This is a genomic window from Streptomyces lunalinharesii (genome assembly GCF_039532155.1).
In the GTDB taxonomy this organism is placed as follows: domain Bacteria; phylum Actinomycetota; class Actinomycetes; order Streptomycetales; family Streptomycetaceae; genus Streptomyces; species Streptomyces lunalinharesii.
In genome coordinates this window covers 150,384-174,878 of the sequence record NZ_BAAARK010000015.1, presented here as the reverse complement: position 1 = coordinate 174,878, position 24,495 = coordinate 150,384, and the positions used below count along the sequence as shown (strand labels likewise).

Genomic DNA, 24,495 nt, shown 5'->3' with positions numbered 1-24,495 from the left:
GCTCTGCCGGACGGACGGCGGCGGGGCAGAGCCATGATGGCGGGTGGGTGAACACCGGGTCAGGTATCCCGGGGCAAAGCTTGACCGGCTGTTGACCCTCGGTGCCTCGGACGGCTCGTGCCTCCGTTGTACGCGAGCGGGGGCGCGGGGCCGGGCGACCGGGCCGGGGCCGCTACGCCAAGAGCGCCCGGCCGTACCAGTCGGCGCGGTCCCGCACGCCCGGCAGCGCGAAGAAGTAGCCGCCGCCGAAGGGCGTGACGTAGTCGACCAGCGGTTCCCCCGCCAGGCGGCGCTGGACGGTCTCGAACTGGCGGGCCAGGTCCTGCTGGTAGCAGCAGAAGAGCAGGCCCATGTCGAGGTTGCCGTTGCCGTCCATGCCGCGGTCGTAGTTGTAGGCGCGGCGCAGCAGCCGCTGTTCGGTGGTGTCGGCGGTGCGCGGATTGGCCTTGCGGATGTGGCTGTCCAAGGGGATGACGTCGCCCTTGGGGTCGCCGGGGTAGTCGGGGGCGTCGAACTCGCCGTTGCCGTCGAGCGGGGCCCCGGTCTCCCGGGCCCGGCCGAACATCCGCTCCTGCTCGGTCAGCGACACCCGGTCCCAGAACTCCACCAGCATCCGGATCAGGCGGACGACCTGGTAGCTGCCGCCGACCGCCCAGTCCGGCTCGCCCGCGCCCCGGCCGACCCAGACCAGGTCCGTCATCTCGCGGGCCGAGCCGGGGTCGGGGTTGGCGGTGCCGTCCTTGAAGCCGAAGAGGTTGCGGGGGGTGCCGGTGGGGCGGGGCGGGCTGGCGAAGCCGTCCAGGCGCCAACGGACCTGGAGGCCGCCACGGGTGTGGCGGGCGACGTCGCGCAGGGCGTGCAGCACCGTGTCGGTGTCGTCGGCGCACAGTTGGAGGCTCAGGTCGCCGTGGCACCAGTCCGGCTGGAGGTCGTCGTCGGGGAAGGCCGGCATGGTGGTGAGGCGGCGGGGCGCGCGGGCGTGCAGGCCGAACCGGTCGTCGAAGAGCGCCGCGCCGACCCCGACGGTGACCGACAGCGCACCGGCCGGGAGTTGGGGTCCGAGGATGCCGGAGTCGGCGGGCGGTCCGGTGATGCCGAGCGGGTCCGGGACGCCGCCGCCGGTGAGGAAGCGGGCCCGTTCGGTGAGGGTGCGCAGCAGGTCGGCCAGGTCCCGGCGGCCCTCGGCGGTGACGTCGAAGGCGACGAACGCGGTGACGCGGCGGGGCGGGGTGAGGACGGCGGCCTGGTGCGGTCCGTGGAAGGGGACGACGGGCGCGGTACCGCCCAGGGGTGCGGTGCCGGGCAGCGGGAGTTGCGGGGCGGGGCCGCCAGCGGGGGCGGGGGCAGGGGCGCGGGCGGGCGCGGCGGCGCCGCCGGCCGCGAGTCCGGCGCCGGCCAGCGCCGCGCCGCGCAGGAACCCGCGCCGCGCGAAGCGGCGGGCGTCCTTGGCGCCGTCGTCCGTCGTACCGTCGCCGTCGTGCCGGGCGTCGTTCACACCGTCCTCCGCGGATCGCACAGGGTGGCCACCGAGGCCAGCCGCTCCACCAGATCGCCCACCGCCGCGTTGGTCCGCTCCCGGTCGGGGCGCGTCAGGTCGCCCAGCGGCTGCCAGCCACCGTCCCGGTGGAAGCCGTCGAGCAGCCGCTCGGTCCGCGTCAATTCCCGTTCCAAGGAGGGGAGTTCCGGATAGCGGGTGGTGAGCAGCGGGTGGAGCCGGGCGAGCACCGCGCGGGTGCCGTCGAGGTTGGCGCGGGCGGTGGCGAGGTTGCTGCCGCTGCCGTAGTCGGTGCGTCCGGTCAGTTCGAACTGCGCGGTGTTCTCCAGGATTTCGTGGGCCCGCAGGCCCAGTGCCGCCGGGTCCACCCGGGCCTGCGCCCAGTCGTCGCGCAGGGCCCGGACGGCGTCGGCGAGCGCGCCGGCCGGGGCGCGCAGGCCGGCGGCCGACTCGCCGTGCCACAGGCCGTACTCGACGCGGTGGAACCCGGTGAAGCCGGGGTCGTGGACGCCGCCCGGCAGTCCGGCCGTGGTCCCGTTGATCTTCTCGTCCGCGTCGCCGAACGCGCCGTAGGCGGCGCCCAGTCGCTCGTAGGCGAGGTGGGCGGGCAGCCAGGCGGTGCGGGCGGCCGGCAGGTCGCCGGCGGTGAGCGCGGCACGCAGGGCGTCGGTCCGGTGGACGAGGTCGTCGAGGCCGCCGGCGACCCACTTCTGGTAGTCGAGCGCCGGGGCGATCAGGTCGTGTTGGGTGAGCGGGGCGGCGGCCGGCCCGGCGGCACCGCTGCCGGCGACGCGGACGGTGGGGCCGGTGGTCGCGTTGGCGTCGTCGGGCAGGCAGGTGAAGGCGTACGCGCCGGGGCCGAGCCGGACCCGGAGTTGGCGGGTGGTGCCGGGGCCGATGCCCTCCACCTCGCCGTAGACGGGGCCGCCGTCGGCGCCGCGGAGGTAGACCTCGGCGGCGCCGCTGGAGGTGTTGCGGAGGTCGAAGACCTGGGTGCCGGGGCGGGGGTGGCGCCAGCCGCGGCCGCAGTCGCCCGGCGAGACCTCGACGGTGGTGTGCGGCAGGCCGTCGGCGGTGGCCGCGGCGTCGGGGCCGGCGCCGGCGGCCAGCGCGGCGGCGGTGATCGCCCCGGCCACGACCACGGCGCCGCCGGGGCCCCAGACGCGCGGTGACCGCAGTCGCCGCAGGCCGGCTCGTGGCACGGGGCCTCCTGGGGTCGTACGGGACGGATCGGGGGGGAGGGACCCGCGGTCGCTCCGTCGCACATGCTAGGCAGCCGCGGCGCCGCCGAACATCCTTCCGGCGTGCTGGACACCAAGAGTTTCCCCTGGTTTCACTTCCCGGCCGGGCCGCGCGGGCGGGCGGCCACGCTCGGTCCGGTCGCGGGAATTCCGCGGGACGGGGCGATGAACCTACCGCTCCACTTAGCCGTCTACAGTCCTGTAGACATTGAGTGAGCAGGGAACGTGCGCCACGCGCGCCGGAAGGGCGGAACATGACGATCGGACAGCCGGACGGCACGGCGGTGGCACCCCCCGGACCCCCCGAACCCGCCGGGGCGCCCGCGCACACCACGGCACCCGGCCGACGCCCGGGCGTCCCGCCGGGCCGGAGCAAGGTCCCCGAGGTCGCGGCCCTGTTCTGGCTGGTGAAGATCCTCACCACCGGCATGGGCGAGACCGCCTCGGACTACTTGGGGCGCACGCTCGGGCCGATACCCGCCGGCGCCCTGGGCTTCGCGGCGTTCGTCGTCGCGCTGGTGGCGCAGTTCCGGGCGACCCGCTACCGGGCCGGGACCTACTGGACGGCGATCGTCATGGTGAGCGTCTTCGGAACGATGGCCGCCGACGTCGTCCACGTCATCGCCGGCGTCCCCTACCTGGTCTCCACCCTCGCCTTCGCGGCGGCGCTCGCAGTGATCCTCTTCGCCTGGCACGCCACCGAGGGCACGCTCGCCATCCACAGCATCCGCACCCGGCGCCGCGAGATCTTCTACTGGGCGACGGTGCTCGCCACCTTCGCCCTGGGCACCGCCGTCGGCGACCTCACCGCCGGCACCTTGGACCTCGGGTACCTGCCCTCGGCCCTCGTCTTCGGCGCGCTCATCCTGGTGCCGGCGCTCTCCGGACGCTTCCTCGGGCTGAACGCGGTCGCCGCGTTCTGGGGCGCCTACGTGCTGACCCGCCCGCTGGGCGCGTCGTTCGCCGACTGGATGGGCGTCTCGACGGCCCGCGGCGGCCTCGGTTGGGGCACCGGACCGGTCACCCTGGCCCTCACCGTGCCCATCGTGCTGCTCGTCGGCTACCTCGCGGTGAGCGGGAAGGACACGCCCCAGGAAGCGGCCGACGGCGCCTAGCGGATCGCGACCAGCACGCAGCTGTCGCCGAACTGCCACACCGGGACGACGTGGCCGAAGCCGGCCGCGCGCAGCAGGGCGGTGTGGTCGGACACCGACAGGCCGTTGTCCGCCCCGCCGCCGTCGGCGCCGGCCGGCGGGCTCAGCCGGCGGCGGCGTTCGGCGAGCGGTTCGGCCAGTTCCGGCTCCGCCGCCACCGCCGTCCACCAGGATTCCCAGTCCTCGTGGTCACCGTCCCGCAGCCGCTCCGCGCGCCGGCGCCCGACGTGCGCGGCGAGCGCCGCGGGCACGGTCCCGGACTGCGGCAGGTGGTCGCCGTTGACCAGCGCACCGCCGGGCCGCAGCAGCGCGGCGAGTTGGGCGTAGGTGCGGCGCAGCACGGGCTCGGGGAGGTAGTGCAGCGCGGTCGTCGACACCGCGGCGTCGAGCGGTCGGGCCAGCGCGAGCGCGTCCGTCCAGCCGTCCGCGCCGATCTCCGCGTCCACGTAGCGGGCGGCCGACGCGTGGTGGGTGCGGGCCAGTTCCAGCAGCAGCGGGTCCATGTCGACCCCGACGACCTCGGCGCGCGGCAGCCGTTCGGCGAGCCGGGCGGCGAGCGAGCCCGGGCCGCAGCCGAGGTCGACGACCAGCGGCCTGCGCTGCCCCAGCGTCACGTACTCGACGACGTCGGCGATCACCGTGAACCGCTCCTCACGGTCGATGGCGTACCGCCGTTGCTGTCGCTCCCAGCGCTCCACCCACCACTCCGCGACGGCCATGCTCAGCCCCATCTGGTCGCACCACCCCATCCGTTCCCACCCGCGCCCTACGGGCGATCACGAGGCTACAGGTGGAAACGGTTTCCATTAGCCATAAGGGCTCCCTTTCACTCCGGAGAGGCACCCCACGACGGAGAACGGGCACCGAGGCGACGCGGAACGGGCGCGGAGCGGCACTCATCTCAGGGAAGCGAGCACCGCGAGCAACCGGTCGATCTCCTCGGGGGTGTTGTAGACGTGCAGGCTGATCCGCACGGAGCTGGTCTCGCCCGCCCCCGCCTGGCAGTGGCCGTCCGTGCGCACCATGAACCCGTGGCTGAAGAGGATGAAGCCGAGGTCGCGCGCGCCGATGTCGCGGTGGCGGAAGGTGACGATCCCGCAGCGCTGCTGGACCGGCGAGTCGGCGGCCAGACTGCGCTGGCAGCCCAGCACGTCGTACGCGTCGAGGCGGCGCAGACCGTCGGACAGCCGGGCGGCCAGCGCGACCGTCCAGCGCGCGATCCGGTCGGTGCCCGCGGCGGCCAGCCAGTCCAGCGCCGCCGCCAGGCTCGCGATGCCGGTGGTGTTGGGGCTGCCCTGCCAGCCGCCCGGACGCAGCTCCGGGCCCCGGGACTGCCGCGCCCAGAGCGCCCCGGAACCGGGCAGCGCCAGCGCCTTGTGCCCGGAGAACGCCACGAAGTCCACGTCGAGTTCGGCGACCGAGACCGGCAGGTGGCCGACGCTCTGTGCGGCGTCCAGGCAGATCGGTACGTCCGGCCCGACCGCGCGGCGGACGAGGTGCACGTTCATGTTGCCGCCGTAGACGTGGTGGACGTGGGTGGCGGCCACGAAGCGGGTGCGGGGGCCGACGAGTCGGGCCAGCGCCGCCGGGTCGTAGTCCCCGGACGAGGACTGGTACGGCAGCTCCCGCACCGCGATCCGCACGCCCTGCCGCTCCAGCAGGCGCTGCGCCTCCAGCCAGGGCTCCAGGTTGGCCTCGTGGTCGGCGAACGGGACCACGATCTCGTCGCCGTCCGCGAGGAGCCCGGGCAACCAGTCGCGGGCGACCAGGCGCAGCCCCTCGGTGGTGCCGCTGGTGAAGTGGACCGCCGACCGTGCCGGATCCGGATCGCCGAGGAAACCCTTGACCCGGTCCCGGACGTCGGCCACCAGGGCGGTGGAGGCGTTGGCCCACGGGTAGGAGCCGCGGCCGGCGTTGGCGTGCGCGGCGGTCAACTGCTCCTGGACGGCGTCCAGTACGGCCTGTGGCTTCTGGCCGGTGGCGGCGCTGTCCAGATAGGCCAGCTCCGGGTTGGCGGTGATGATCGGGAACTGGGCGCGCAGGGCGCGCTGCCACGGCCCCAGCTCCGCGAGGAGCGCGGCGCCCTGCCCGGGTGCGGCGATCGAGGCCATCGCGGTCAGTCCCGGACCAGCGGCGCGCCGGCGTCCCGCCAGGCGATGACGCCCCCGGTGAGACTGCGGACGTCGGGATGGCCCATCCGGGTCAGCAGGGCGGCGTAGCGGGCGGACTGCTCGCCGACGGGGCAGACCAGCAGCACCGGCTGCCGGGTGCTGAACGGCAGCCCGCCCCGCACCAGTTCGTCGAAGAGCTCGTCCACGATGTTGATCGCTCCCTCGATGTGCAGTGCGGCGTACGCGAACGGACTGCGCAGGTCGACGACGAGCGGGCGGTCCCGCTCGATCCACTTCTGCGCGTCCGGCGTCTCGACGCCCGGGGCCGCGGCGATCTCGGCGTCCGTCAGGTCGGCCGGGTCGTTGCGGCGCGCCGGCTGGCGGAACAGGTCGGGGCGGCGGCGCTTGGTGTAGCTGAGGTAGCTCTCGATTCGGTCGCAGACGATGAACACGGCCGACCTGCGGACCGGCCCGCCGGCCCCTTGGTCGGACGCCAACTCATCGTCCAGGGAACGGAGGTGACGGACCGTCCCGTAGTACGCGGCGCCGCCGGTGGGGCCGGCCAGGATGCCGCAGCGGCGGGCCAGCGTCAGCATGCCCTCGATGGCCTCGTCGGAGGTCACCGACGCGACCGTGTCGTACGTCGCGGGGTCGAAGAGGCCGACCTCGTGGACCTCGTCCAGGGTGCGGATGCCGGGGATGAAGTCGGACTTCGCGGCGACCAGGCCGACGACCTGCACCCGGGGGTCGTGCTCGCGCAGCACCCGGGCGACCCCGGTGGACGAACCGGCGGTGCCGACGCAGGCGACGAACCAGTCGGGGGCCCGCCCGTCCAGGTCCTTGACGATCTCCGGGCCGGTGCCGGTGGCGTGCGCCTCGGTGTTGCGGGGGTTGAAGTACTGGTCGGTGTGGAGGTAGCTGCTGCCGGGTTCGGACAGTTCCCGGTGGAAGAGCGTCAGCGGGTCCTCGGTGTTGGTCGGGTCCAGGCATTCGCTCTGCCCGGGCAGCTCCTCGATGTCGGCGCCCAGTAACAGCAGCAGGTCCTTGATCTCCGGTATGCGCATCCGGTTGGTGACGCTCTTGAAGCCGAGCCCGTGCATGCCCGCGATCACCGCCAGTGCCTTGGCGGTGTTGCCGCTGGAGAGCTCCACGACCTGGCTGCCGTGCTCCGCGGCGGCCGTCAGGCCCGGCCGCGCCATGTTCCAGGCGGCCCGGTCCTTCACCGACCCGAAGGGGTTGAGCAGTTCCAGCTTGGCGTACAGGTCGATGTGGTGCAGACCGTGGACGGCCGGATCGATCCGTACCAGCGGGGTGTTCCCGATGGCCTCGGTGATGCTCTCGTACCTCATGGCTCTCCCCCTGGACGTGTGATCGGCCAGTACTGCTCGTCGAGGCACCAGCGCCAGGAGCCCTCCTCCTGCCAGGCGGCGACCTTGCGCGCGACGGGCTGGTGCTGCGCGCGGCTGGTCTGGAAGTCCATGCAGTAGCCGGCGGTGTTGGCGAAGACCAACAGCTCGCCGGGGCGGGGCAGTCGGGGCAGGAACACCATCCGACGGGTGATCAGGTCGGCCTCCAGGCACAGGTTGCCCGCGAGGTAGACGCCGGCCGCCGGACCGTCGCCGGCCACCGCACGGACGCCGTCCCGCCCGAGCAGCACCGGGTCCATCAGCACCCCGTGCTCCTCCAAGGCGGCGTCGTCGGCCTTCATCGCCAGGCGCACCAGCGGCTCGCCGCTGTCCGTGCGGCGCACCTGAAGCACCCGGGCGGCCACCAGGCCGCACTGGTCCACCAGCGCCCGCCCCGGCTCGGTGTAGAGGTCGTAGAGGTTCTCCAGCAGGAGGGTGGCCAGGCTCCGGCCGCCGAACGAGGCCGCGGGCAGGGACAGCAGGTCGTCGAGGTAGCGGGCGCCGGCGACCGGGCGGTGGGCCGGGTAGAGGCCCAGCGCGCCGCGCAGCGTGCCCGCGTCGTTGCGGAGCCCGTAGCCGTGGCCGCGCCAGGTCAGCGGCGGGCGGTGGCCGAGCACGGCGGCGGTCAGTTCGGAGGTGTAGCGCTCCCACTGGGCCGCGTGGGCAAGATAGTTGACGCCGAAACCGCCGCCGATGTCCACCGCCTGCGGGCGCAGTCCTCGGTTCCGGCAGGCGTCCAGGGCCCGTACGCAGCCTTCGAGGGCGCGTGCCTTCTCGTCGGCGCTGGTGGTGTCGAGGTGGTAGCCGACGCCGATCAGGTCGAGCACGTCGGCGTGCCGCTCGACGGTCTTCAGCAGGGCGTCCACCTCCCCCGCCGGGGTGCCGAACCGGCTGGGTCGGGTCAGCACCCGGACGCCGGGCCCGTCGAAGGCGGACAGCCGCACCAGCACCCGCATGCGGGCCAGTCGGTGTGCGCGCACCAGGTCCGCCAACTCGTCCAGTTCCGCGGCCGAGTCGGCGTTGACGGTGGCGCCGACCCGGGCGGCGAGCCACAGGAACTCGCGGTTCTTCGGCCCGGTCGCCATGATCCGGTCCGGGGCGAAGCCGGCGCCGAGGGCGTGCTGCAACTCGCCGAGCGAGGCGACGTCGACCGCCGTTTCGGTCGCCGCCAGCCGGCGCAGCAGCGCGCTGGAGCGGTTGGCCTTGTGCGCGTAGAAGACCCGGCCGCCCAGTCGGTGGGTGCCGTACGCGGCACGGAACCGCGCGGCGTTCTCGGCGATCTGGTCGGGCAGCACCACGGCCAACGGCGAGCCCAACGCGTCGACGAGCGAGGGGAGGAGGTCTCCCGCGCCCAGCAGCGCCGCCAGTTGCGGCTCCAGGCGTGGTTCCAGAGACAGCGGCTCCGGAGACGGAGGCACAGCAGCCGCCAAGAGTCCCCCTTCGAAGTGGGCGCGAACTCGACCCGCACGGTTCGCCGTTAACCACTTCCCGCTCCCGACGGCCTTTACGCCCGCCCGTCACGGGCCGCCCGGACTTGGCCCGATGCGGGACGCCGGGGGCGAGCGGGCCGCCGCGGACGGCCGCCGCACCCCGCGGGGAACGCCGAGTGATCCACCCGCAGCGGATTCCCGGCCCACCCGGGCCGACCAGGTACATCATGGGGCCGGACGCCCGACGGAACCCGGGCGAAAGACAGCAGAACGGAGTATGGCGTGACGCGGATACTGGTCATCGGCGGCGGGATCGCCGGCACGGCGACCGCGCTGGCCCTGCACAAGGCGGGGTTCGACGTGACGGTGCACGAGGCGCACCACGACACGGCCGAGGACATCGGGGCGTTCCTGACCCTGGCGAGCAACGGCATGCGCGCCCTGGCGCAGCTCGACGCCTCGCACGTGGTGACCGCGCTGGGCTTCCCGCTGCGCGCGATGCGGGTCCTGGACGCCACCGGCGGCGAACTGGCCCGCGTGCCGCTGGGCGAAGCCGACGACGCGGTCCTGCGGTACCGGTGCCTGCGCCGCGGCGAGGTCAACGCCGCGCTCCAGGCGGAGGCCGTCCGCCGCGGCATCGGGTTCACGCACGGGGCGCGGCTGGTGGCCGTGGAGGACGGTCCGGACCACGTCACGGCGCGCTTCGCCGACGGCGGCGTCGCCACCGGCGACCTGCTCGTCGGTGCGGACGGCCTGAACTCGCTCGTGCGGCGCACGATCGCGCCCGGCGTCGAGCCCGTCTACGCGGGCCAGTCCGTCTACTACGGCTACACCCGCCGCACCCCGGTCACGGAGGACACCGGCCACATCACCATGATCCGCGGCACCACCGCCGCCTTCGGCTCCGCGGTCTCGCCGGACGGCGAGACGTACTGGTTCGCCCGGGTCTCCGGTCCGGCCGTGCCCGCCGAGGAACTCGCGGACCCCGCGCCCGCCCGCTGGCGCGAACGCCTCGTGGCGGCACTGCGCGCGGACACCAGCCCCGCCGCGGACATCGTCGCGGCCTCCACGGACGCCATCCTGGCCACCAACGCCACCGAGATCCCGGCCGGCACCCCCTGGCGCTCCGGACGGACGCTGATCATCGGCGATGCCGCGCACGCCGCGTCCCCGGCGACCGGCCAGGGCGCCTCGATGGCGTTGGAGGACGCCGTCGTCCTCGCCAAGGCGCTGCGCGACCTGCCCGATCTGGACGGCGCGTTCGCCCACTACGAGGCGTGCCGCCGCGCGCGCGTGGAGTACAACATCACCGTCAGCGGGGAGCTGTCCCGCGGCACCCGCAACCCGGCGCAGGCCGGTCGCGCCCCGTCCGCCCAGCGCCCCGGTGACGACACGCTGGTGCCGATGCTGGAGTGGGACCGGGATCTGCGCAGCATCTGCGTCAACGATCGTTGACGTGCGCGTCGGGCGGGCGCACTCTGGGGGTATGGACGAGCGCCCGCTCGTGGTGGTGCACCCGCCGTCGCCGACCGGTGGCCGACAGGTGACGGTGAACGCCGCGCCCCTCGGGACGGCGTACGGGCCGGGCGACGTCGCCGACTTCCTCTCCCGCGCCGGGATCGATCCGGACCCCGTGTGGTTCGAGGACCCGACGGCGATCGACTGGCGCGGCGGCGGCCCGGACGTCTGGGCGGCCTGAGCGTCGGTACGGGCCCGGTCCCCCAAGCGCCGGTCACGCGCACCCGGTGACGCAGCGGGCCCCGGGGTGAGAGAGGGGCCGCGCCTAGCTGGGCGTTGACCCCGCCGTCACGCGCCCGGCGCGGGGTGGTGCGCGCGGGCGCGGAGTTGCCCGTCACCGCTCCGCCTCCCGAGTCCGCGCGGCCCGGGCCGGGGTCGTTTTGGAGTCGGGCCGATTTCTCCATACGATCCGGCGATGATCACCAGAACGATCACCAAACGGATCTCCAGGAGAAGGCTGGCGGCCGGGGTGTGCGGGCTGCTCGCCGCGATGGCGGTGGCGCTGTCGCCCACGCCGGCCGCCGCCGGCGAACCCACCCCCGGAACGGCTCCCGGGGCCGCCCCCAAGGTCGAGTTGACCCTCGACGTCAGCGGCTCGATGCGGGCCCGGGACATCGACGGACAGAGCCGGATGGCCGCCGCGAAGCAGGCGTTCAACGAGGTGCTGGACGCCGTGCCGAAGGACGTCCAGCTCGGCATACGCACGCTCGGCGCCACCTACCCCGGCAACGACCGGCAGGTCGGCTGCCAGGACACCAAGCTGCTCTACCCGGTCGGACCGCTCGACCGGACCGAGGCCAAGACCGCCGTGGCCACGCTCGTGCCCACCGGTTGGACGCCGATCGGCCCGGCCCTCCAGGCCGCGGCCAAGGACCTCAAGGGCGGTGACGGGCAGCGCCGGATCGTCCTGATCACCGACGGCGAGGACACCTGCCAGCCCCTCGACCCCTGCCAGGTGGCCCGGGACATCGCCGCCCAGGGCATCCACCTCACCGTCGACACCCTCGGGCTGCTGCCGGACGCCAAGACCCGCAGCCAGCTGAGCTGCATCGCCGAGGCCACCGGCGGCACCTACACCTCGGTGCAGCACACCAACCAACTCCGGGACCGCGTCCACCAGTTGGTGGACCGAACGGCCCGCCGGGTGACCACCCCGGTGGCGACCCAGGGCGCCGCCCAGTGCGCCACCGCCCCCGAGCTGAAGCCGGGCCTCTACAGCGACCGCGAGAAGTTCGCCGAGCACCGCTGGTACCGGGTGGACGTCAAGCCCGGCCAGGAGCTGCGCGCTTCGGTGAGCATCGGCGCGGACCGCGCGGTCAACGACGACTACGGGGTGCTGCTGCGGGCCTCGACCGTGCACGGCCGGGAGATCGTCCGTGGTGCGGAGGCCGGTGACGGCCGGACCGACGTCCTCTCCACCGGGCTGCGCTACGCCAAGTCCGAGGCCACCTCCTCGGACGACGCCACCAAGGACGCACCCGAGACGGTCTGCCTCCAGGTCAGCAACTCCTTCTCGGCGGGCCCCTCGGTCAAGACCGAACCGGGCCTGCCGGTCGAACTGGCCGTGGACCTCGTCGACGGGCCGCACGACGCCTCCGACGTGGCCTCCTTCGGCCTCGGCCGGGGCTGGTGGCTGCTCGGCGCCCTCCTTCTCGCCGGCTTCGTGGGCGGTGTCGTGTGGGGCTGGATCTCTCGTTGGCGCATCACCGTGTGGAGGACCAACTGATGCGGAACGTACGCAACATGACGGGCCGTGCGGTGCGGGCGGCCGGACTGCTGGCCGGCGCCGCGACCCTGGCCTTCGCCGGTGGCGTGGCCGGCGCGGGTGCGGCCCTCGCCGACAGCCCGAGCCCGAGTGCGAGTGCGAGCCCCGGCGACGGCGGGGACGCCGCCAAGGGCCCCACCGAAGCGGGCACCTCCTTCCGCACGGCGACCCCGTTCGCGCTGGACCAGCGCGCCACCGCCAGCGCCTCCACCGGTGACTACCTGTACTGGGTGCTGCCGGTCGACGCCGGGCAGCAGGCCACGGTCAAGGCCAAGGTCACCCTGCCGGAGTCCGCCCGGCACGGCGCGACCACCTGGCAGTTGGATGTCTACGACGGGCTGCGCCGCCGGCAGGCGTGCCGGTATGGGGTGCAGACGAAGGCCGCGGCCCAGGACGCCACGACGGTCGAACTGTCCTGCGCGCTGCGCACCGTGCGCGGCTGGGCGGAACAGTGGTCGAACGATCCGCTGCCGGGCGACTACTACGTCCGGCTGACCGCCGTCGACGTGCCCGCGGAGGAACTGGGCCAGCCGGTCCAGGCGGAGGTCCAGGCGTCCGCGAACGACACCGGCGGCGCCCAGGCGGTGGACGGCAAGCTGTCCGCGCCGCTGGTGCCGGGCGCCGGGTCGCCCACGCCGGAACCGCAGCCGAGCGCCTCGGCGGAACAGCAGGCCGCGAACGGCACGCCGGACGGCGGCTGGTCCGCCGGCTGGTGGTCGGACCGCTGGGTGTGGACCGCGGTGGGCGGTGTGCTGGCGGCCGTGGCGGGCATCGGCGGCTACCGGCTGACGCGCGGCTCGGGGCGCCCCGCCCACCTGCCGCCGGGCGTCTGACCCGACCGACGGTCGAGCCGGGCGGTCGCGGCGGGGCTCCCCGCCCCGCCGGGACCACCCGGCCGCCGGGGGCCCGCCCGGCCACCGACGACGTGCGCCGAAGCGGCGCCGCCCCGGCCCGGTGCGGGGGCGGCCCTGCGCGCGCGGGGGTCGCCGCAGGTGTAAAGAAGAGGTATGCGTGTCCCGCGCGGTCTTCCCGGCAACGGCAGGCCCTGGCGGCTGCGCCACGGCCTGCCGGCCGTCCCGCTCGCGCTGATCGTGGCGATCACCCTGCTGGACGTCAACCTGCCCACCACCATCCACCTGGGACCGTTCCTGGTGGTGGCGCCGGCGCTCACCGCCTCGTTCGCCGGCGCCGGGCTGACCGGCGCCATCGGCTTCCTGGCGGTGGCCGCCCAGGTCCTCATCGGCCATCTGCACGGCGGGCTCACCACCCCGAACCACGAGGCCCAGATCGCCGGCCTCTTCGTGATCTCGGTGCTGCTCACCCTCTACCGCTACGCCCGGGACCGGCACCAACGGCAACTGAGCCGGGTGCGCTCGGTGGCGGTGGCGGCCCAGCAGGTGTTGCTGTGGCCGCTGCCGCACAGCATCGGGCGGCTGCGGATCGAGTCGGCGTACATCTCGGCCGAGGCCGAGGCGGAGATCGGCGGCGACCTCTACGGGGCGGTGCCGCTGCCTGGCGGGACCCGGCTGGTGATCGGGGACGTCCGCGGCAAGGGCCTGGCCGCGATCGGGGAGGCCGCGGCACTGGTCGGGGCGTTCCGCAGCTCGGCCTACCAGCACCTGCCGCTGACCGCGGCGGTGGCGCACCTGGGCAACTCCGTGCACTGGAACACCGCGAACGCCCCGGAGGAGGACCTGGAGGCCTTCGTCACCGCCCTGGTCCTGGACGTCCACGACGACGATCCGACCATCGAGATCGTCAACTGTGGGCACCCGCCACCGCTGCTGCTGGGCGGCGGGCGGGTCAGATCGCTGGAGGTCGCCGAGCCGGCGGTGCCGCTGGGGCTGACCACCCCGGTGGAGAGCGACTACAAGGTCGAGAGCTTCACGTTCGCGCCCGGTGAGGTGCTGCTGCTCTACACCGACGGCGTGATCGAGACCAGGGACCACGCGGGGACGTTCTACCCGCTGACCGACCGGCTCGCCGCGTGGCACGAGACCGATCCGGCCGCGCTGGTCCGGCGCCTGCACGACGATCTGCTGCGGTACGCGGGCGGCACGCTGAACGACGACGTCGCGATGATCGCGCTCACCCGGCCGGGCGGGCCCCGCCCCGAGTGACGGGCCCGGTCACCGCCCGCGGATCCGGGCGGCCAGCACCGCCACGTCGTCCTCGACGTGCCCGCCGCCGAGCCGGCGCAACGCCTCGTCGAGGACGTCCGACGGGGCGGCCCCGGCGGGCAGCCGCAGCCCGGCGAGCCGGGACAGCGACGCGTCGATGTCCTCGCCGCGCCGCTCGACCAGGCCGTCGGTGAACATCAGCAGGGTGTCGGCGGGGGTGAGGACGGATGTGACGAGCTCGTAGCCGCCGGCGCCGGTGCCCAGCGGCGGTCCGGCGGGCACGGCCAGCAGTCGGGCGGTGCCGTCGGCGCCGAAGACGACCGGCGGGAGGTGGCCGGCGCTGGCGAACGAGGCGAGCGAGCGGGCCGGGTCGAGCTGGGCCAGCAGACAGGTCGCCGGGCGCCGGCGGTCGTCCCGGGCCACCACGGCGTCGAGCTGACGCAGCACCCGGTGGGGCGGCAGCTCGGCGGAGGCGACGTAGCGCAGGGCGGAGCGGTAGGCGCTCATCTCGACGGCGGCCTCCAGCCCGTGGCCCATGACGTCGCCCATGACCAGCAGGGTCCGTCCGTAGTGCAGCCGGATGGTCTCGCACCAGTCGCCGCCGACCAGGGCCCCGCTGTCGGCCGGCAGGTAACGGGTGGCGAGCTCCACGTTGGGGTGCGGTCGGCCGGGCTCGGCGAGGAGGGCCCGCTGGAGGTCCAGGGCGGTGCGCCGGGCGGCGGCGTGCCGGCGGGCGTGCGCGAGGTGGACGGCCGCGAGGCGCGCCGCGTGGTGGAGGGTGGCGGTCTCGTCCGCGGTGAAGCCGCCGTCGGCCCGGGCGGCACGCAGCACGCCGTGCAGGTGCCCGTGGGCGAGGAGCGGAACGGTCACCACGGCCGGCGCGCTGCCGCGGTCGGGTTCCAGGAGGTGGGCGTGGCCCACGGCCGCGACCCGGTGGAGCGTCGCCCGGACCACGGCGGCGGCCGGGTCCGCGGCGGGGTGCTCGGCCTGGTGGGGCACGGCGTCGTCGGGGAGCAGCTCCACGGCGGCGGCGTCACACAGCGACCGACAGACGAACCGGGCCAGTTCCGTGCAGGTGGTGCGGGCGTCCAGCGTGGTGCCGATCCGCTCGGCGGCGTCCTCGGCGGCGCGCAGCCGCGCCCGTTCGGCATGGCCGGTACTGCTCGCGCTCATGGACCCACTTCCGCAACCGCCGGTGCGGAGAGCCGTCGAGGTCGGGTGGTGGGGTGGCTCCCCCGCAGCTTCGATCAAACACGGTGCGGAAGCCACCGGTCCGCCCCTGCGGGCGGAGGGCGGATGAATTCTGGGTGCACGCGGGTTCCCCGGCCGTACGCCGGGGCGTCATCGGGCGGCCGGCACGCGGCCCGCGGTGGTCCGCGGGGCGGGCGGGAGGTAGGCGCGGTAGCCGCGGAAGCTGTCGGTGTCGGACAGCGGCACGGGGCGCCAGCCGCGGGCGACGGCGGGTGCGGCGTCGCCCGGCGGGACGAGCAGCGCCACGGGCCGGCGGGCCGCCTCGGCGCGCAGCTCCCCCGGGCTGGTGCCGGCGTCGGGTCCGGCGGTCTGCCGGGAGGCGCAGCCGGCGTAGTAGGCGAGCTGCACGGCGTGGTCGCCGGAGAGCACGCACGGTGGCCGCACGCCCCGCGCGTGCAGGGCGTCGGCGGCGGCCGTGAAGTCCGCGCGCATGTGGCGGTTGCGGGCGGTGTTGCCGGTCAGCACGGCGCCTTGGACGGCCAGGTGGGCGGCGAGCGCCCCGGCGAGGAGGGCGGTGGCCCGCGGCCGGAACCGGCCCCCGGGAGCGGCCGACCGCCACAGGGCGTCGGCCACGGGCAGGGACAGCAGCGCGTAGGCGGGCAGCAGGAAGCGGGGCGCGGCGTAGTCGATGAGGAAGAGGTACGGCACCGCCAGCGCCACCGCGACGGCGGTGGGCAGCACGGCGGTGGCCGGGCGCCGGGCCCGCACCGCGGCCCGGATGCCGACGGCGGTGAGCAGCGGCAGCGCGAAGAACCAGCCGGCGGTGAAGGGATGGCTCCAGGGCACGTCGCAGGGCCGGCACAGCCCGCGCCCGTCCAGGCTGCGGATCTGGTCGTCCAGGGCCGGGTGCCAGCCGATGCCGCCCTGGATCTCGGCGGCGCGGTGCAGCCGGGCCAGCAGGCCGCCGTAGCGGGTGTACGCCTCGACGATCCAGTCCGCGGCGCCCAGCAGCAGCCCGCCCGCCAGCAGCAGGACCAGGGCCGGGCGCCGCCACCGGGGCACCGCCAGGGCCGCCGCGGCCGGCACGAGCACCAGCCAGCCGGCGTCCGGCGGGCGCATCAGCGCCACCACCGCGACGGCCAGCGGGAGCCCGACCAGCGCCCGGCGGTCCGTGCGGTCCCGTACGGACCGCAGGAAGTACCCGGTGGCCGCGAGCGCCCCGTAGGCGGACCAGAGGTTCGGCATGACCTGGGGGCCGTAGTACAGGGTGATCCAGAGGGTGGCGAAGAGCGCGCCGGCGAGGGCCAGCACCCGGGTGGGGAGCAGTGGCCGCCAGACCCGCAGCGCCGCCCAGAGTCCGACGCCCGAGAGGACCGCGAGGGCGAGCCGCAGGACCGTGGTGGCGGAGGTCAGCGCGGCGACCGGCGCGATGAGGTAGGTGATGCCGCGGGCCCGGGGCGCGCTGAAGAAGGCGGCCGGGACGTCCCGGGCGACCTGGCTCGCGTAGACCGTCTCGTCCCAGCCGAGTCCGGTGCCGGGCACCACCAGCACCAGTTGCAGGACGGTGAACGCGGCGCCGGTCAGGGCCAGCCACGGCAGCGGGCGGGCGGTGGACCGCGGTGCGGCGGACGGGCGGCGGCCCGGGACCGGCGCCGTGCGCACCGCCGGGGCGTTGGGGACGGACCGGCTCTCTTCCATGAGCAGACCTCGCGGGGTGGGTGGGCGCCCGTCGGGGGCCGGTCGGATCCTGGCGCCATCATGCTGGCCGCCGGCCGGCCCGGCACTCCGCACGCGCCGGTTCGGCACCGGCTTCGGCCTGCCGGTGGATCCGGTGCGCCGCCTACACTGGGCGCTCCGGGGCAAGGGGCTCCCAAAGGGACGGAGAGCGGCAGTGGTGAGGAGCATCGAGGGGACGGCCGCGCCGGCCGATCCGCCCGCCGACGTGCTGGCCGAGGCGGCCGCGATGTTCGGCCTGCTGGCCTCTCCCCCGCGCCTGCACCTCGTCTGGGCACTCGCCCAGGGCGAGAGCGACGTCAGCGGCCTCGCCGAACGCGTGGGCGGCGCCCTGCCCGCCATCAGCCAACACCTCTCCAAGCTCAAACTGGCCGGCCTGGTCCGCTCCCGCCGCGAAGGCCGCCGAGTGGTGTACTTCGTCGACGACCCCGAGACGGTCGCGGTGATGCGCACGCTCGTCGTCCAGCTCACCGCCCGCGGCGAGGGCACCGCGCCGGCCCGCCCGCGTCGGCTCGGTGCCTGAGATCACCGCGGCGCCGGGGGCCGACCCGCTGTCCCCGGACGCCGATGCGGCGCGCGCGGGAGCGGCCGAGCCGGTGGGGGGACCGGTGGAGCCGGCCACGCTGACGGCGTTGCAGCTGATGCGGCGGTTGGGCAGCGGGCCGCGCGGACTGACCGAGGCGCAGGCCGAGGAGCGGCTGGCCCGGTTCGGGGAGAACACCGTCCCGTCGTGGCGGCCGGTGTCCTGGCCGCGGCGCTTCCTGGGTGCGCTGCGGGACCCGTTCACCACGGTGCTGCTGTGCCTGGGGCTGGTCTCGGCGGCCGTCGCGTCCTGGGGCACGGCCTGCGTGATCATGACGCTGGTGGTGGTCAGTTGCGCGCTGCGGTCCGGCGGCGAGCACCAGGCCGGCCGGGCGATGGCGGCGTTGCAGGAGCTGGTCGCCACCACCGCGACGGTGCAGCGCCGGCCGGACGGGGACGCGGCGCCGCAGGTGCGGGAGGTGCCCGTCGACCAGTTGGTGGTCGGGGACCTGGTGCGGCTGGGCCCCGGCGACCTGGTGCCGGCGGACCTCCGGCTGCTGCGCGCGGCCGGGCTGACGGTGCATCAGGCGGCGTTGACCGGGGAGTCCGTACCGGTGCCGAAGCAGGCACTGGATGCCCCGCCCGACGGCCCCCCGGACGCGTCCGAGCCGCCGCACGTGTGCTTCCAGGGAAGCAGCGTGGCGACCGGCAGCGGGACCGGCCTGGTGGTGGCGACGGGCGCGGACACCCGGTTCGCCGCCGCGTACCGCGGGCGGGCCCGGCGGCGCGGCGAGACCGCCTTCGACCGGTCGGTGCACGGCATCGCCTGGACGCTGATCCGCTTCATGCTGCTGACCCCGCCGCTGGTGCTGATGGCCAATGCCGCGCTGCGCGGGCGGGGGCTGGAGACGCTGCCGTTCGCGGTGGCGGTGGCGGTGGGCCTGACGCCGGAGATGCTGCCGGTGATCGTGACCACGGCGCTGGCCCGCGGCGCCGCCCTGCTCGCCCGGACCAGCGGGGTGATCGTCAAGCGGCTGCCCGCGCTGCACGACCTCGGCGCGATCGACGTGCTGTGCCTGGACAAGACCGGCACCCTCACCCAGGACCGGCCGGTCGTGGTGCGGTCGACCGGCCCGGACGGCACCTCCGACCCGGAGGTCCTGCACTGGGCGGCGGTGAACAGCTTCTGGACCATCGAGCTGGCCGAACTGCCGGTGCCCGACGCGCTGGACGAGGCGGTCCTGGCGGCCGCGGACGAGCAGGGCACGGATCCGCTGGAGTACGACGGGATCGCGGCGCTGCCGTTCGACCCCGTGGTGCGGATGTCCACGGCGGTGGTCCGGCTGCCGGGGCGGCACGGTGTGCACACCGTGGTCGTCAAGGGCGCGGTGGAGGACGTGCTCGCCCGGTGCGGGCGGGTGCGCGCCGACGGGGCGGAGACCGCACTGGACGACGCGGCGCGCGAGCGGCTGTTGCGGTGGGCCGCCGAGGAGGCGGCCGGCGGCCTACGGCTGCTGGCGGTGGCCCGCGGCGACCGCCGGCCCCGGCTCGGCGGCTACGCCGACGGGGACGTGCGGGGGCTGACCTTCGTCGGATTCGTGGCGCTGAGCGACGCGCTGGCGCCGTCCGCCGAGGACGCCCTGCGGGTACTGTCCGAGCGCGGCGTGGCGGTGAAGGTGCTCACCGGCGACCACCCGGGGACCGCCGCCCGGGCCTGCCGGGACCTGGGACTGGCCCCCGGTGAGGTGCTCACCGCCGGCCGACTGGCGGGACTGACCGGACCGGCGCTGGCGGAGGCGGTCGAGGGGGCCACCGTCGTGGCGCGCTGCACGGCTCAGGACAAGGCCCGGATCGTGACGGCGCTGCGGGGTGCCGGGCACACCACCGGGTTCCTGGGCGACGGGGTCAACGACCTGCCGGCGCTGCACGCGGCCGACGTGGGGATCTGCCCGCGCGGGGCGGTGCCGGTGGCCCGCGAGGGCGCCGACGTGGTCCTGGCGGAGAAGGACCTGACCGCCATCGACCGGGCGATCACCGCGGGCCGGAACGCCAGCGGCAGCATCGGCGCCTACCTGCGGATCACCCTGTCGTCCAACCTCGGCAACGTCATCGCGATGCTGGCGGCGGGGCTGCTGCTGCCGTTCCTGCCGATGCTCCCGGCGCAGGTCCTGGTGCAGAACCTGTGCTTCGACGCGGCGCAGCTCTCGCTCGCCTTCGACCAGCCGGCGGTGGGCGCGGCGCGCCGGCCGGCGGTGCTGCGACCGCGGGTCTTCCTCCGCTTCATCACCGCGTTCGGCCTGATCAACGCCACGGCGGACCTGGCGACCTTCGCGGTGCTGGCGTTCACCGCCAAGGTCACGGCCGGGACGGACAGCCCGACGATGTTCCACGCCGGGTGGTTCACCGAGAACCTGCTCACCCAGGGGATGGTGATGTTGCTGCTGCGCACCGGGCGGCGGGCCGCGGAGCGGCGGACGGTGGGCCCGGTCCACCTGGCCGTGACCGCACTGGCGGTGGTCGGTCTGCTGCTGCCGGTCTCGCCGCTGGCGCCGGTGTTGGCCATGTCGGCCCCGCCGCCGCTGTACTACCTGCTGCTCTCGGTGGTCCTGACGGTCTACGGGGCGGCGCTGGCGTTCGCGCGGATGCGGTACGCGCGCCGGGAGAACGGCGCGGGCGAGCCCGGCGGATCGGTGGCCTGATCCGCCGGGCCCGCGCTGGTGCCGAAGGGTCAGCGGGGCGGGCGGCTCACCAGTCGCCGCCGCCGAAACCGCCGCCGTCGAGGCCCCCGCCGTCGAATCCGCCGCCGTCGCCGAACCCGCCCCCGAAGTCCGCGGGGTTGAAGTCGGCGCCCGATTCGCTGCCGCCCTCGGGGCCGCCTGCGAACGAGGAGTCGGCGTAGGCGGACGGGGCGCTGAGCACCGAGCCGAGCAGGGTGCCGGCCACCATCGCGGTGAGCACGCTGCCGCCGCCGAAGTAGCCGCCGGCCCACGGGGAGTAGGCCGGTCCGGCGTCCCAGTAGGGCTGCGGGCCGCCCGGGGTCTGGACGGTGCGGGCCATCGGCTCCAGGCCGTCGGCGATCCGGGTCGCGTCGGCGGCGCACGCCGGGACCTGGCGCGGCGCGCCGCCGGGCGGGGCCCACGGGACGTCGGCGGTGGAGGGGCCGTGCCGCGGGTCGAAGAAGCAGGGCAGCCGGCGCTCGGGCAGCGGGGCGCCGGTGCGGCGGGCGGCCAGGGTGGCCAGCGCGAACCGGCCGTCCTCCAGGGCCTCGGTCACCGGGCGGACGTCCTCGGGGCGGCGGGCCTCGGCCATCTTGGACTTGGCGAGGTCGTAGGCGTCCAGGGCGCCGGTGTAGTCCGTGCGCATGGCGTCGGTGGCGCCGGGCTCGGACGGGGTGAAGTCGAGGCGGTCCAGTTCCTCGCCGAAGGCCGTGATGTCCTCGTCGACGACCACCTGCAGCGCCGCCAGCTCGGCGCGTTCCCGCTCCTCGCGCTGCTTCTTGGCCCGGCGGAAGAGGGCGTAGCCGCCGACGCCGCCGGCCACCACCACGGCGCCGCCGATGAGCAGCCCGGTGGCGGAGCCGCCGTCGCCCTCGTTCCAGGAGGACGGTGCCGCGCCGCGGGCCTGCCCGACGGCCTGCTGGGCGAAGTCGGTGACCATCGCCTTGGCATCGCCCTTGTGGGAGTTCCGCGCGGCCTCGGTGAGGTTGCGGGCCGCGTTGTGGGACAGCACCTGCGGGTCGGCGCCGGCGTTGAAGCCGTTGGCGCCGAGGTGGACGGCGTAGACGCCGGTGATGCCGACCTTGGTGCGCAGGTCCCGCAGCAGCGTGGCCCGGGGGAACTCCGGGACGTCCGGCAGGACGGCCACGAAGACCGGCTTGTCGGCGTCCCGTATCTTCGCCGCGAGCGCGTTGCGGTCGGCGTCCGGGAGCTGCTCGCGCACGCGCGGATCGACGTAGACCGGGCTCTTCTTGAGGGCGTCGGCCACCGCGTCCAGGCCGGTGCCGGCGGCGTGCGCCGGCTGCGACAGGACGGCCGTCCCGGCGAGCAGCGCCAGGGCCGTCAGCAGGAACGCCGCGAGGACCCTGGGCAGGGCTGCGGTCAGGGCGCCGGGCGAGGGCCGGCGGAGGGCTGTCATGGGACTGATCTTCTCCTCAACGTCAAGGCGACAGGGGGGACATGGGTGGGAGGTGACGTGGCGGTGCCGGTGATCGCCGCGAGGCGCTCCGGTCAACCGTACGAGAGGTCGGCGCACGGGTCGTCGGCGGCGGACCGCCCGGCACCGTCCGCCGGCGGTGCGGGCGGGCCGCCGGCACCGGTGGTGGGCCGGTCGGCGTAGTCCCGGCCGAGGGTGAGGGCGATGCCGGGGGCGGCGGTGGGTTGCAGGAGCGCGCCGGGGAAGTACTGGACGACGGTCTGCGCCCGGTCCTGCTGGCCGGGGCCGTAGGCGACGACGGTGGTGGCGTGCTGCTGGCCGGCGGTGGCCGTGCCGAGGACGGTGAACCCGGCGGCCCGCAGTTCGGCCGCGGCGTGCGCGGCCAGCCCCGACACGGTGGTGCCGTTGTGGACGGTGACGGCGATGCCGGTGCCGGGCGGGGCGGCGGGCGGCCCGGTGGCGGCGGCCTTGCCGTCGTCCGGCGCACCGGACCGGCCGGTGCTGCCGGTGCTGTTGGTGCTGCCGGTGGCCTGGTCGTCCACGGTGCGGTCGGCGCGCAGGGCGGCCCAGAGTTCGTCGGCGGCCGGGTGGACGACCGCGACCCGGGCGCCCTGGTACCGCCAGGGCAGGGTGCGGAACTTGGTGTCGTGCAGGTCGACGTCCTTCATCGACAGGGCGAAGGCCAGCAGCCGGTCCGCCGTGCCCAGCCCGGGGTCGACGGTCAGCGCCGCGGTGGCCGCCCGGGCCAGCGGCAGCAGCGCGGAGGGGTTCATGCCGCGGGCCCTGACCTTCTTGACCAACGCGGCGGTGAACGCCTGCTGGCGCTTGATCCGGCCGATGTCGGAGCCGTCCCCCAGTCCGTGCCGGAGCCGGACGTAGTCCAGCGCCCGCTGGCCGGAGACGGTCTGCGGGCCGCGGGGGAAGACCAGCTTGCCGGGCGCCCCGAGGTGCGGGTTGAGGTCGCCCTCGTGGACGTCCTGGGGCAGGCAGACCGGCACCCCGCCGACCGCGGTGGTCAGCGCGGCGAAGCCGGCGAAGTCGACGACGACGGTGTGGTCCACGCGCAGCCCGGTGAGGGCCTCGACGGTGTTCTGGGTGCAGGCGGGGTTCCCCTTGGTCGTGCCGCCCACGGTGAACGCGGAGTTGAACATCGCGGCGGAGCGCGGTGGCGTCCACCGCCCGTCGGGCAGCCGGCACGGCGGGATCTCCACGAGGGTGTCGCGGGGGAAGGAGACCGCGAGCGCGTGCCGGCCGTCGCCGTGGACGTGCAGCAGGAACGCGGTGTCGGAGCGCCCCACGTCGCCCTCCCCGCCGCCGAGCCGGCGGTTCCGGCCGGCCCGCGAGTCGGAGCCGATGACCAGGACGTTGCTGCCGGCGCCGGCCGCGGGGCGGTCCGGGCTGAGGCCGTCCGCGCCGAAGGTGGTGATGTCCCCGTTGAGCTGGAGGTAGAGCCAGCCGGCGCCGGCGATGAGCAGGACCAGGAGCGCCAGGGTCGTCGCGGCGGTCATGCGCACCCCGCGCCGCGGTCCCCGGACGTGCCCCGCCCCGCTCCCCTGGCCGCCTCCGTGTGCGGCCCCTGCCCCGTGGCTGCGTGTCACGTGCACACCCTCGTCCGTGCTTTTTCCTGCCGGCAGACGGATCCCCCCTGCCCAGGGTTATACAGTTGCGCAATGTAGCAAGTGAACTTCCGGCCGGGTCCGCGCGACGACGGCCGCGAAGACCGACCGTGGTGACAACGAGAGAAGGGTGGCAGCGATGCTGCGCAACGGACTGGAACCCTGGCACCTGCTGATCGTGGCGCTCGTGGTGATTCTCCTCTTCGGCTCCAAGAAGCTGCCGGACACCGCCCGGGCACTGGGCAAGTCGCTGCGCATCCTCAAGAGCGAGACCAAGGCGATGAAGGACGACGACGGCACGCCGCCGACCACCGCCTACGCACCCGGCCCGCCCCAGCCCGCGGAGGCGGCGCGCACGATCCACCCGGCGCCCGGTGCGACCGCCACCGGCACCACCGGCGGCGCGGCACCCGGCGGCGCGGGCACCGAGCGGCCGGCCGCCGCCCACGCGGAGCGCGAACCCGGCCCGAACCCCGCACACTGACGCGGACCGACCGGGACCGCGCACCGCGCCCCGTCCACCGAGGACCGCCGCCCACCCAAGGACTGCCGCGCGCGGGCCGCCCGTCGAGGACCACCCGCCAAGGGCCTACCCCGCTTCCGGGGCCCGACCCGGCGCGCGCCTCACGGACTCACGCCGTCGAAGCCGTACCGCAGCGGCTCGCTCTTGACCTTCAGGTCGCGGCGGTAGATGTGCAGCGCCGCGACCTGGAGGCCGTCCGGGGCGCTCTCCACCCGGCAGGGGCGGCTCACTTGGAGCACGCCCGGTCGGCCGGTCACCCGTAGTCGCACCCCGTCGGCGGGGCCGCCGGTCAGCACCGCGACCTCCCACCGCTCCACCTCGACACCCACGCCCGTCACCGCGACCGACACCGCGTCCTTTTCGTCCATGAGCAACACTTTAGGGATTGCGCAATCAGGGAACCATCAAGGGGTGCGCCGCGTTGTCCGGACAGTGGCCGCAACACGCCATCGTCCGCGGGGCGCGGCCGGTACCTGGCCGGACCGCCGGGCAATCTTGGCCCTCTATCCATCGGGGA

Annotated in this window: 20 protein-coding genes; 9 read left to right on the top strand and 11 right to left on the bottom strand. The window is 75.3% G+C overall.

The annotated features are described in order from the left end of the window. Nucleotides 1–172: 172 nt before the first annotated feature. Complete coding sequence (gene efeB / locus ABD385_RS22990) at nucleotides 173–1,495, bottom strand: iron uptake transporter deferrochelatase/peroxidase subunit (protein WP_344579182.1); 1,323 nt, start codon at nucleotides 1,493–1,495, stop codon at nucleotides 173–175. Next, nucleotides 1,492–2,697, bottom strand: coding sequence for an EfeM/EfeO family lipoprotein (locus tag ABD385_RS22985; RefSeq protein WP_344579180.1), 1,206 nt, complete (start codon nucleotides 2,695–2,697; stop codon nucleotides 1,492–1,494). The genes efeB and ABD385_RS22985 overlap by 4 nt, the downstream gene beginning before the upstream one ends. A 293-nt stretch (nucleotides 2,698–2,990) precedes the next feature. Between ABD385_RS22985 and ABD385_RS22980 the strand changes: the two genes are divergently transcribed. Beyond that, nucleotides 2,991–3,851 (top strand): COG4705 family protein, encoded by an 861-nt coding sequence (locus ABD385_RS22980; protein ID WP_344579178.1) that lies wholly within the window; start codon nucleotides 2,991–2,993, stop codon nucleotides 3,849–3,851. Here the strand turns inward: ABD385_RS22980 and ABD385_RS22975 are convergent. The 4 genes from ABD385_RS22975 to ABD385_RS22960 all read right to left on the bottom strand — a co-directional run bounded on the left by ABD385_RS22975 (nucleotide 3,848) and on the right by ABD385_RS22960 (nucleotide 8,825). Next, a complete protein-coding gene (locus ABD385_RS22975; RefSeq protein ID WP_344579176.1) occupies nucleotides 3,848–4,621 on the bottom strand; it encodes a class I SAM-dependent methyltransferase in 774 nt (257 codons plus the stop codon). The two genes, ABD385_RS22980 and ABD385_RS22975, sit on opposite strands and share 4 nt — an antisense overlap. A gap of 165 nt (nucleotides 4,622–4,786) precedes the next feature. Then, nucleotides 4,787–6,001, bottom strand: coding sequence for an aminotransferase class V-fold PLP-dependent enzyme (locus tag ABD385_RS22970; protein ID WP_344579175.1), 1,215 nt, complete (start codon nucleotides 5,999–6,001; stop codon nucleotides 4,787–4,789). Between the two features lie 5 nt (nucleotides 6,002–6,006). Then, a complete protein-coding gene (locus ABD385_RS22965; RefSeq protein WP_344579174.1) occupies nucleotides 6,007–7,350 on the bottom strand; it encodes a pyridoxal-phosphate dependent enzyme in 1,344 nt (447 codons plus the stop codon). Beyond that, nucleotides 7,347–8,825 (bottom strand): Y4yA family PLP-dependent enzyme, encoded by a 1,479-nt coding sequence (locus tag ABD385_RS22960; protein WP_344579235.1) that lies wholly within the window; start codon nucleotides 8,823–8,825, stop codon nucleotides 7,347–7,349. Before ABD385_RS22960 ends, ABD385_RS22965 begins: the two co-directional genes overlap by 4 nt. A gap of 294 nt (nucleotides 8,826–9,119) precedes the next feature. Between ABD385_RS22960 and ABD385_RS22955 the strand changes: the two genes are divergently transcribed. From ABD385_RS22955 to ABD385_RS22935, 5 genes are all read left to right on the top strand, one after another. Continuing rightward, nucleotides 9,120–10,292 (top strand): FAD-dependent oxidoreductase, encoded by a 1,173-nt coding sequence (locus tag ABD385_RS22955; RefSeq protein WP_344579173.1) that lies wholly within the window; start codon nucleotides 9,120–9,122, stop codon nucleotides 10,290–10,292. A gap of 31 nt (nucleotides 10,293–10,323) precedes the next feature. After that, complete coding sequence (locus ABD385_RS22950; protein WP_344579170.1) at nucleotides 10,324–10,536, top strand: hypothetical protein; 213 nt, start codon at nucleotides 10,324–10,326, stop codon at nucleotides 10,534–10,536. Nucleotides 10,537–10,770: 234 nt separating this feature from the next. Beyond that, nucleotides 10,771–12,081 (top strand): VWA domain-containing protein, encoded by a 1,311-nt coding sequence (locus ABD385_RS22945; RefSeq protein ID WP_344579168.1) that lies wholly within the window; start codon nucleotides 10,771–10,773, stop codon nucleotides 12,079–12,081. After that, a complete protein-coding gene (locus ABD385_RS22940) occupies nucleotides 12,081–12,953 on the top strand; it encodes a hypothetical protein (protein WP_344579167.1) in 873 nt (290 codons plus the stop codon). Before ABD385_RS22945 ends, ABD385_RS22940 begins: the two co-directional genes overlap by 1 nt. Nucleotides 12,954–13,127: 174 nt before the next feature. Further along, on the top strand, nucleotides 13,128–14,240 hold the full coding sequence (locus ABD385_RS22935) for a PP2C family protein-serine/threonine phosphatase (protein ID WP_344579165.1): 1,113 nt from the start codon (nucleotides 13,128–13,130) through the stop codon (nucleotides 14,238–14,240). A 9-nt stretch (nucleotides 14,241–14,249) separates the two neighbouring features. On the opposite strand, the gene ABD385_RS22930 is transcribed toward ABD385_RS22935, so the two are convergent. Together ABD385_RS22930 and ABD385_RS22925 are read right to left on the bottom strand one after the other, a co-directional pair. After that, the gene (locus ABD385_RS22930; protein WP_344579163.1) at nucleotides 14,250–15,413 is read right to left on the bottom strand and encodes a PP2C family protein-serine/threonine phosphatase; all 1,164 of its coding nucleotides are present in this window, start codon (nucleotides 15,411–15,413) and stop codon (nucleotides 14,250–14,252) included. Between the two features lie 168 nt (nucleotides 15,414–15,581). After that, nucleotides 15,582–17,129, bottom strand: coding sequence for a hypothetical protein (locus tag ABD385_RS22925; RefSeq protein WP_344579160.1), 1,548 nt, complete (start codon nucleotides 17,127–17,129; stop codon nucleotides 15,582–15,584). Between the two features lie 265 nt (nucleotides 17,130–17,394). Here ABD385_RS22925 and ABD385_RS22920 point away from each other — a divergent pair, with 265 nt between their 5' ends. Then, on the top strand, nucleotides 17,395–17,688 hold the full coding sequence (locus ABD385_RS22920; protein ID WP_344579234.1) for an ArsR/SmtB family transcription factor: 294 nt from the start codon (nucleotides 17,395–17,397) through the stop codon (nucleotides 17,686–17,688). Then, a complete protein-coding gene (gene mgtA, locus ABD385_RS22915) occupies nucleotides 17,681–20,386 on the top strand; it encodes a magnesium-translocating P-type ATPase (protein ID WP_425585456.1) in 2,706 nt (901 codons plus the stop codon). Before ABD385_RS22920 ends, mgtA begins: the two co-directional genes overlap by 8 nt. A gap of 46 nt (nucleotides 20,387–20,432) precedes the next feature. Here the strand turns inward: mgtA and ABD385_RS22910 are convergent, their stop codons facing one another. Both ABD385_RS22910 and ABD385_RS22905 read right to left on the bottom strand, forming a co-directional pair. After that, nucleotides 20,433–21,821: a hypothetical protein gene (locus tag ABD385_RS22910; RefSeq protein WP_344579157.1), complete on the bottom strand. Its 1,389-nt coding sequence runs from the start codon at nucleotides 21,819–21,821 to the stop codon at nucleotides 20,433–20,435. Between the two features lie 92 nt (nucleotides 21,822–21,913). Beyond that, nucleotides 21,914–23,437 carry an LCP family protein gene (locus tag ABD385_RS22905; protein ID WP_425585455.1) on the bottom strand — a complete coding sequence of 508 codons (1,524 nt, stop codon included), beginning with the start codon at nucleotides 23,435–23,437 and terminating at the stop codon, nucleotides 21,914–21,916. Between the two features lie 157 nt (nucleotides 23,438–23,594). Here ABD385_RS22905 and tatA point away from each other — a divergent pair, with 157 nt between their 5' ends. Further along, the gene (tatA, locus tag ABD385_RS22900) at nucleotides 23,595–23,939 is read left to right on the top strand and encodes a Sec-independent protein translocase subunit TatA (RefSeq protein ID WP_344579231.1); all 345 of its coding nucleotides are present in this window, start codon (nucleotides 23,595–23,597) and stop codon (nucleotides 23,937–23,939) included. 140 nt (nucleotides 23,940–24,079) lie between these two features. On the opposite strand, the gene ABD385_RS22895 is transcribed toward tatA, so the two are convergent. Then, a complete protein-coding gene (locus ABD385_RS22895; RefSeq protein WP_016578255.1) occupies nucleotides 24,080–24,346 on the bottom strand; it encodes a hypothetical protein in 267 nt (88 codons plus the stop codon). Nucleotides 24,347–24,495 lie beyond the last annotated feature (149 nt).

Excerpts from the sequence above, each read along its gene's own strand:
- tatA (WP_344579231.1), top strand. The coding sequence starts at position 23,595 with ATGCTGCGCAACGGACTGGAACCCTGGCACCTGCTGATCGTGGCGCTC.
- ABD385_RS22965 (WP_344579174.1), bottom strand. The coding sequence starts at position 7,350 with ATGAGGTACGAGAGCATCACCGAGGCCATCGGGAACACCCCGCTGGTA.
- ABD385_RS22930 (WP_344579163.1), bottom strand. The coding sequence starts at position 15,413 with ATGAGCGCGAGCAGTACCGGCCATGCCGAACGGGCGCGGCTGCGCGCC.
- ABD385_RS22895 (WP_016578255.1), bottom strand. The coding sequence starts at position 24,346 with ATGGACGAAAAGGACGCGGTGTCGGTCGCGGTGACGGGCGTGGGTGTC.
- ABD385_RS22920 (WP_344579234.1), top strand. The coding sequence starts at position 17,395 with ATGTTCGGCCTGCTGGCCTCTCCCCCGCGCCTGCACCTCGTCTGGGCA.
- ABD385_RS22945 (WP_344579168.1), top strand. The coding sequence starts at position 10,771 with ATGATCACCAGAACGATCACCAAACGGATCTCCAGGAGAAGGCTGGCG.
- ABD385_RS22980 (WP_344579178.1), top strand. The coding sequence starts at position 2,991 with ATGACGATCGGACAGCCGGACGGCACGGCGGTGGCACCCCCCGGACCC.
- ABD385_RS22950 (WP_344579170.1), top strand. The coding sequence starts at position 10,324 with ATGGACGAGCGCCCGCTCGTGGTGGTGCACCCGCCGTCGCCGACCGGT.
- ABD385_RS22940 (WP_344579167.1), top strand. The coding sequence starts at position 12,081 with ATGCGGAACGTACGCAACATGACGGGCCGTGCGGTGCGGGCGGCCGGA.
- ABD385_RS22975 (WP_344579176.1), bottom strand. The coding sequence starts at position 4,621 with ATGGGGCTGAGCATGGCCGTCGCGGAGTGGTGGGTGGAGCGCTGGGAG.
- ABD385_RS22910 (WP_344579157.1), bottom strand. The coding sequence starts at position 21,821 with ATGACAGCCCTCCGCCGGCCCTCGCCCGGCGCCCTGACCGCAGCCCTG.
- ABD385_RS22925 (WP_344579160.1), bottom strand. The coding sequence starts at position 17,129 with ATGGAAGAGAGCCGGTCCGTCCCCAACGCCCCGGCGGTGCGCACGGCG.
- ABD385_RS22935 (WP_344579165.1), top strand. The coding sequence starts at position 13,128 with ATGCGTGTCCCGCGCGGTCTTCCCGGCAACGGCAGGCCCTGGCGGCTG.
- ABD385_RS22970 (WP_344579175.1), bottom strand. The coding sequence starts at position 6,001 with ATGGCCTCGATCGCCGCACCCGGGCAGGGCGCCGCGCTCCTCGCGGAG.